The 6,183-nt window shown below is 68.7% G+C and carries 7 protein-coding genes; 1 reads left to right on the top strand and 6 read right to left on the bottom strand.

What is annotated here, in order from left to right; all coding sequences use genetic code 11:
- Window positions 1-125 precede the first annotated feature (125 nt).
- Both rpsO and Q0O97_RS04240 read right to left on the bottom strand, forming a co-directional pair.
- The gene (rpsO, locus tag Q0O97_RS04245) at window positions 126-395 is read right to left on the bottom strand and encodes a 30S ribosomal protein S15 (protein ID WP_294925330.1); all 270 of its coding nucleotides are present in this window, start codon (window positions 393-395) and stop codon (window positions 126-128) included.
- A gap of 158 nt (window positions 396-553) precedes the next feature.
- Window positions 554-1,483 (bottom strand): calcium-binding protein, encoded by a 930-nt coding sequence (locus Q0O97_RS04240; protein ID WP_294925327.1) that lies wholly within the window; start codon window positions 1,481-1,483, stop codon window positions 554-556.
- Window positions 1,484-1,631: 148 nt separating this feature from the next.
- Here Q0O97_RS04240 and Q0O97_RS04235 point away from each other — a divergent pair, with 148 nt between their 5' ends.
- Window positions 1,632-2,816 carry an ABC transporter substrate-binding protein gene (locus tag Q0O97_RS04235; protein ID WP_294925325.1) on the top strand — a complete coding sequence of 395 codons (1,185 nt, stop codon included), beginning with the start codon at window positions 1,632-1,634 and terminating at the stop codon, window positions 2,814-2,816.
- On the opposite strand, the gene Q0O97_RS04230 is transcribed toward Q0O97_RS04235, so the two are convergent.
- From Q0O97_RS04230 to Q0O97_RS04215, 4 genes are read right to left on the bottom strand one after another with little or no spacing between them, the layout of a single operon-like run.
- Window positions 2,780-3,514 (bottom strand): ABC transporter ATP-binding protein, encoded by a 735-nt coding sequence (locus Q0O97_RS04230; RefSeq protein WP_294925322.1) that lies wholly within the window; start codon window positions 3,512-3,514, stop codon window positions 2,780-2,782. The two genes, Q0O97_RS04235 and Q0O97_RS04230, sit on opposite strands and share 37 nt — an antisense overlap.
- Complete coding sequence (locus Q0O97_RS04225) at window positions 3,507-4,259, bottom strand: ABC transporter ATP-binding protein (protein WP_294925319.1); 753 nt, start codon at window positions 4,257-4,259, stop codon at window positions 3,507-3,509. Before Q0O97_RS04225 ends, Q0O97_RS04230 begins: the two co-directional genes overlap by 8 nt.
- The gene (locus Q0O97_RS04220; protein WP_294925316.1) at window positions 4,256-5,233 is read right to left on the bottom strand and encodes a branched-chain amino acid ABC transporter permease; all 978 of its coding nucleotides are present in this window, start codon (window positions 5,231-5,233) and stop codon (window positions 4,256-4,258) included. Before Q0O97_RS04220 ends, Q0O97_RS04225 begins: the two co-directional genes overlap by 4 nt.
- Window positions 5,230-6,084 carry a branched-chain amino acid ABC transporter permease gene (locus tag Q0O97_RS04215; protein ID WP_294925313.1) on the bottom strand — a complete coding sequence of 285 codons (855 nt, stop codon included), beginning with the start codon at window positions 6,082-6,084 and terminating at the stop codon, window positions 5,230-5,232. Before Q0O97_RS04215 ends, Q0O97_RS04220 begins: the two co-directional genes overlap by 4 nt.
- Window positions 6,085-6,183: the final 99 nt, after the last annotated feature.

The following is a 6,183-nucleotide window of genomic DNA, read 5'->3' as shown; positions in this document are numbered from 1 at the left end:
TGCCCCGCGCAACGGAATCTGCCCCGCGCAACGGAATCTGCCCCGCGCAACGGAATCTGCCCCGCGCAACGGAAAACGCCCGCGGCGCGGGGCCGCGGGCGTTTGTCCTTCAACCCTCGCCGTGCTTAGCGGCGCAGGCCCAGACGGCCGATCAGCGCGGTATAGCGCGCTTGGTCGCGCGACTTGACATAGTCCAGCATCTTGCGGCGCTGTGCGACCATCATCAGCAGACCACGGCGCGAGTGGTTGTCTTTCTTGTGCGTCTTGAAATGCTCGGTCAGCGTCGCAATGCGCGAGGACAGGATGGCGACCTGCACTTCGGGCGAGCCGGTGTCACCGGGCTTGGTTGCGTATTCGCTGATAAGGCGGTTCTTTTCCTCGACGGTGATCGACATCGGGTTCTCCTTTCAGAAACGAGGGGTTTCGGGCACAGGCCGGGATGTCGTCCAGCGCAGGTCCGTTTCCGCAAGGCGATGCCCGCGGATCGGGCGCATATAGGGCGGTTCGGGGCGGAAGGCAAAGGGATTCTTGGGCAAAAGCCCGGAAACCGCCGTCAGGACAGGTGGCGCAGGCGGATATCGAGGTCCTCGACCGCCAGCCCGCCGCCCATCACGCGACCATAGGCGATGCCGTCGACAAGGATCAGGGTCATGCCCTCATCGTCGCGGGCCAGGGCGATTCGCGGCGCAGGCTCGCCCGGCGCCAGGTCGATGCGCAACGCGATCCGGTCGGCGTCAGGATCGTAATCGGCGATGATCGGGGCAAGGGGACCGGGATCGCCGCGCAGGATGAACAGGTCCGCGCCCGCGCCCCCTTCGGCGAAATCACCGCCGTGGGGGACCAGCGTATCGTCGCCCGCATCGCCATGCAGAAACGTGCGGGACGCATCGCGCGAGCCGATCAGCAGGTCGTCGCCCTCGCCGCCCGACAGATCGCCCCCGCCCCGCCCGGCCATCAGCGTATCGTTGCCCGCCCCGCCCGCCAGCCAGTCGGTGCCCGGCCCGCCGCGCAGCAGATCGTCGCCCTCGCCCCCGAACAGGGTATCGTCGCCCGGGCCGCCCAGCAGGGTGTCGTTGCCGCCATCGCCCGCCAGCATGTCATGGCCGCGCCCGCCGATCAGCAGGTCGTCCCCGCCCGGCCCATAGTCCAGGTCGCCGTGCAGCCAGTCGTTGCCATCGCCCCCCATCAGCGTGTCGTCGCCAAGCCCGCCGATCAGGTCGTCGTCGCCTTCATGCCCGATCAAGGTGTCGTCGCCCTTGCCCCCCGCCAGCCAGTCGCCGTCCGAAGAACCTTCAAGCAGGACCCCCGCAACAGCCTCATCCGGCGCTGCGGGTCCGGGGGTGCCGGGGTCCGGGGTCTGGGGGATGTCCGGTCCGGGTTCGCGCCCGCCGTCCTCGTCGTCATGGACGCGGTTCGTGTGGCTGCCCGACACGAAATCCAGCGCGAAACCGGCAACCGCAAGGCCAAGAAAAACAGAAATCATCAACACGACTCGAACACAAACAGGGAATCACAGACACATAACGTGCATATAACCGCACCACTCCCATAATGACGAGGACAGAGTTAACCGTTGGTTAATCCAGCCCTTTGCGTTATGGCCCGTCGGGGGCAAGCGAAAGGCAGGGACAATGAAAAGACGCGAGATTCTGGCAGGCGCCACGGCGATGACGCTGCTTTCAGCCGTCCGTCCGGGTATGGCGCAGGACGGGGCGCAGGACGGGGTGCTGAAACTGGGGCTGATCGTGCCGATGACAGGTCCCTTCGCGACCTATGGCCAGCAGATGGACATCGGCACGCGGATGTATCTGGACGAACATGGCGACAGCGTCGCGGGCCGCCAGGTCCAGATCACGCTGGCCGACGACGGGGGCGTGGCCGACACCTCGAAACGCATCGCGCAAGAGATGATCACCCGGCAGGGGGTCGAGGTCCTGGCGGGCTTCGGCCTGACGCCGCTGGCGATGGCCGTCGGTCCCCTGTCCGCGCGGGCGCGGGTGCCGCAGCTCGTGCTGGTCGCCGCGACCTCGGCGGTGACGGAGCAATCGCCCTATATCGTGCGGCTCAGCTATACGACGCCGCAGGTGACCTCGCAGATCGCGAAATGGGTCACCGCGCAGGGGATCACGCGCGCGGCCACGCTGGTCACCGACTATGGGCCGGGGCTGGACGCCGAGCGCACATTCACCGCCGATTTCACCGCCGCCGGGGGCGAGATCGTCGAATCCCTGCGCGTGCCGCTGCAAAACCCCGAATTCGCGCCCTTTTTGCAACGTGTGGCCGACCGCGCGCCTCAGGCGCTGTTCGTCTTTGTCCCGACCGGGCTTGGCACGCCGCTTCTGCGCCAGTTCGTGGAACGCGGGCTGGACAAGGCGGGCATCCAGTTGATCGCGGACGGATCGACCACCGACGATCTGGTCCTGCCGGAAATGGGCGACGCCGCCATCGGCATGGTCACGGGGTTCCATTACTCGGCCTCGCATGACAGCGAGTTGAACCGCCGCTTCGTTGCCGAATACATGCGCCGTTCGCGCGGGGTGCGGCCCAGCTTCATCGCGGTCGCCGCCTATGACGCGATGCACATGCTGTATGAGGGGCTGCGCAAGACCGGCGGCGACGCATCCGGCCCGGCCTTCACCGATGCGGTGCGCGGGATGGAATGGGAAAGCCCGCGCGGCCCCATCGGCATCGACCCCGAAACCCGCGACATCGTGCAGAACATCTACATGCGCCGCGTGGAAAAGATCGACGGCCAGTTGTGGAACACGGAATTCGAGACCTACGACTCCGTCCGCGACCCCGGCAAACCGGGCTGAGCGGCCACGCCGAGGTAGCGCGCCAGCGTATCGGGTTCGGCCAGCAGATGGCGGCTTGCGGCCCGATGCACGATCCGCCCGCGATCCAGCACGATGGCGCGGTCGGTGGCGGACAGGATCTTGCGGGCGTGCTGCTCGACCACGATCATGGCGATGCCGCTTTCGGCGATGCGGGCAAGGGCGTCCAGCAGCCCCTCGACGATGATCGGGGCCAGCCCCTCGGACGGCTCGTCCAGCAGCAGCAGGCGCGGGTTCAGCATCAGGGCGCGGCCGATGGCCAGCATCTGCTGCTCGCCCCCCGAAAGCTGGTTGCCCATGTTGCGGCGGCGCGACTCCAGCGCCGGAAACATGCGGTAGACGCGCGCGAGGTCCCATTCGCCGGGGCGCGCCGTGGTGGTCAGGTTTTCCTGCACGCTCAGCGAGGGGAAGATGCGCCGTTCCTGCGGCACCCAGCCGATGCCCGCGCGGGCGCGGCGTTCGGGCGGCAGGCGGGTGATGTCGCGGCCCCCGAAAAGGACGCGCCCACCCATGTGCCGCGTCACGCCGATGATGCTGTCCAGAAGCGTCGTCTTGCCCACGCCGTTGCGGCCAAGGACGGCCAGCCTCTCGCCGGGGGCAAGGCGCAGGGACAGCTCGCGGATGACGACGGCGGCGCCGTGGCCGCTGGTCAGCCCGTCCAGTTCCAGCAGATCAGCCATCCGCACCCTGCCCCAGATAGACCGCGCGCACGCGGGGGTCGTCCAGGATCGCCTGCGGCGGCCCCTCGGCAAAGACCGCGCCATCGACCATGACCGCGATCCGGTCGGCGAAGGAAAAGACCAGGTCCATGTCGTGTTCCACCAGGATGATCGAGACATCGCGCGGCAGGGCGGCCAGGCTGTCCAGGATGTCGCGCCTTTCGTGTTCCGGCACACCCGCGGCGGGTTCGTCCAGCAGCAGCAGCCGGGGCTGCCCGGCCAGCGCGATGGCCAGCTCGAGCAGGCGCTGGCGGCCATAGGACAGCGCGCCCGAGGGCTGGTCGAGGTGATCCGCAAGGCCGAAGTCCTGCGCGATCCGCGCCACCTCGGCGGCGATATCGTCGCGCCCGCCCATGCCCCGCCAGAAGCGCCAGCCCTCGCGCCGGCGTTCGGATATGGCCAGCGCCAGCGCCTCGGCGGGGGTCATCGAGGCGAAAAGCTGGTTGATCTGGAACGTTCGCCCCAGCCCCAGCCGCGCACGGGCTGCGGGGGCCATGCGGGTAATGTCCTGCCCCCCAAGCAGGACCCGGCCCGCGTCGGGGCGCAGGATGCCGGTCAACTGGTTCACCAGCGTCGTCTTGCCCGCCCCGTTCGGCCCGATCAGCGCCAGCCGCCCCCCGCGCGGCAACACCAGCGACACGTCGCGCGTGGCGGCCACGCCGCCAAAGCTCTTGCGCAGGCCCCGGATCTCCAGCGCGGGGGTCATCGCTGTCCCCTTTCGCGCAACCGGGCGATCAGGCGGCGCGGGGCGGCAAGGACGATCGCGACAAGGATCAGCCCGATCCAGAACTGCCAGTATTGCGGGGTTAGGGTCGAAAGCGCCTCGTGCAGCAGCTTGAACAGGATGGCGCCGACCAGCCCGCCGTAAAGATAGCCGACGCCGCCCAGCACCAGCACCAGCAGCACATCGGCCGAGCGGTGGAACCCCGCCACGTCCAGCGACACGAACATCGTGGTCTGGGTCAGCAGCGCGCCCGCGATCCCCGCATAGACCGCCGCGAAGGCATAGATCGCGGCCAAGCGCCAGCCGACCGGTACACCGATGCTGGCCGCGCGCAGCGGGTTTTCGCGGATCGCCTGCAAGGACAGGCCGAAGGGCGAGGTGACGACCCGCCGCGCCGCCAGGAACAGCACGAACAGCACGGCCAGCGCATAGGCGTGGCCGGTGCGCCCGAACAGGTCGAACTCGAACCGGCCCAGGATCGGGTCGATCAGCACGCCCGGCAGGCCATCGGCGCCGCCGGTCAGCCAGGCCATGCGGTTGGCGGCCTCGTATAGCAGCATGGCGATGCCCAGCGTCACCATCAGCCGCGTCAGGTCATTGGCCCGGATCAGCAGCAAGGGCGCGCTGACCAGCCCGAGCGCCCCCGCCGCCAGCGCCGCCAGCGCCAGCCCGGCAAGCGGATCCGCCGTCCAGTGGATCGCCGCCAGCCCCGCGACATAGGCCCCCAGCCCGAAGAACGCCCCATGTCCCAGCGAGACGATCCCCGCATGACCCAGGATCAGGTCCAGCGACAGCGCGAACAGCGCCAGGATTGCGATCTCGGTCAGCAGCAGGTGATGGTCGGGCAGCAAGAAGAAGCTGGCGAAGGCCGCGGCCCAGAACAGCCACTCGGCCCAGTGCCAGCGGCGCGAGCGGCCCAGCAGGGCGCGGGTGCGGGTCTGCGGGGTCGCGGTCATCTCGTGCCTCTTGCAAGGATGCCGTTCGGGCGCAGGATCAGCATGACGATCATCAGCGCATAGATCAGGAAGGCGCCCACCTGCGGGATGTAGTATTTGCCCGCCACATCGGCCACGCCGATCAGCAGCGCCGCGACCAGCGGGCCGGTCAGCCCGCGCGTGCCCCCCAGCGTGACGACGATCAGGAAATAGACCATGAAGCGGAAGGGAAAGCCCGGCTCGACCCCCAGGATCTCGACCGACAGCGCGCCGCCCAGCCCGGCAAGGCCCGACCCGACGGCGAATGTCGCGGTGAAGATCCGCCCGACATCGACCCCCAGCCCCCGCGCCACCCGCCGGTCGTCCACCGAGGCGCGCAGAAGGCTGCCGAAGCGCGTCCGCGACAGGACCAGTTGCAGCCCCGCCACCAGCGCCAGCCCGACCACGATCAGGAACAGCCGATAGCGGCCAAGGGCCAGCCCCCCGAACTCGACCCGGCCCTGCAACCACGCGGGCAAGGTGATATGCTGGGGCTGCGGACCGACCAGATAGTCGGCCCCCGCCACCGCCATCAGCACCAGCCCGATGGAAAACAGCACCTGGTCCAGGTGGCTGCGCCCGTAAAGCCGAGAATAAAGCAGCCGCTCGGCCAGCGCGCCCACCACCGCCGCCAGCAGGAAGGCCAGCGGCAGGGTCGCCAGGAAAGGCACGCCCGCGCGGTTCATCAGAAGGGTGGTGACATAGCCCCCGACCAGCGCAAAGGCCCCATGCGCGAGGTTGATGAAATTCATCAGCCCCATCGTCACCGAAAGCCCGACCGAAAGGATGAAAAGCACCATCCCATAGGCGATGCCGTCGATCAGGATGGTCACTTTCGCCCCCGGCCCCCTGTTTTCGCCCCCGCCCCCTGGCGGATTGCGGTTCGGGGGCAAGGTCTACAGCATCGTCGCGGCGCTTTGAACCGTCCTGAT

It is taken from the genome of uncultured Paracoccus sp., from assembly GCF_945915435.1.
In the GTDB taxonomy this organism is placed as follows: domain Bacteria; phylum Pseudomonadota; class Alphaproteobacteria; order Rhodobacterales; family Rhodobacteraceae; genus Paracoccus.
The sequence above is the reverse complement of the archived record's forward strand: the minus strand, read 5'-3'. Positions and strand labels throughout refer to the sequence as shown.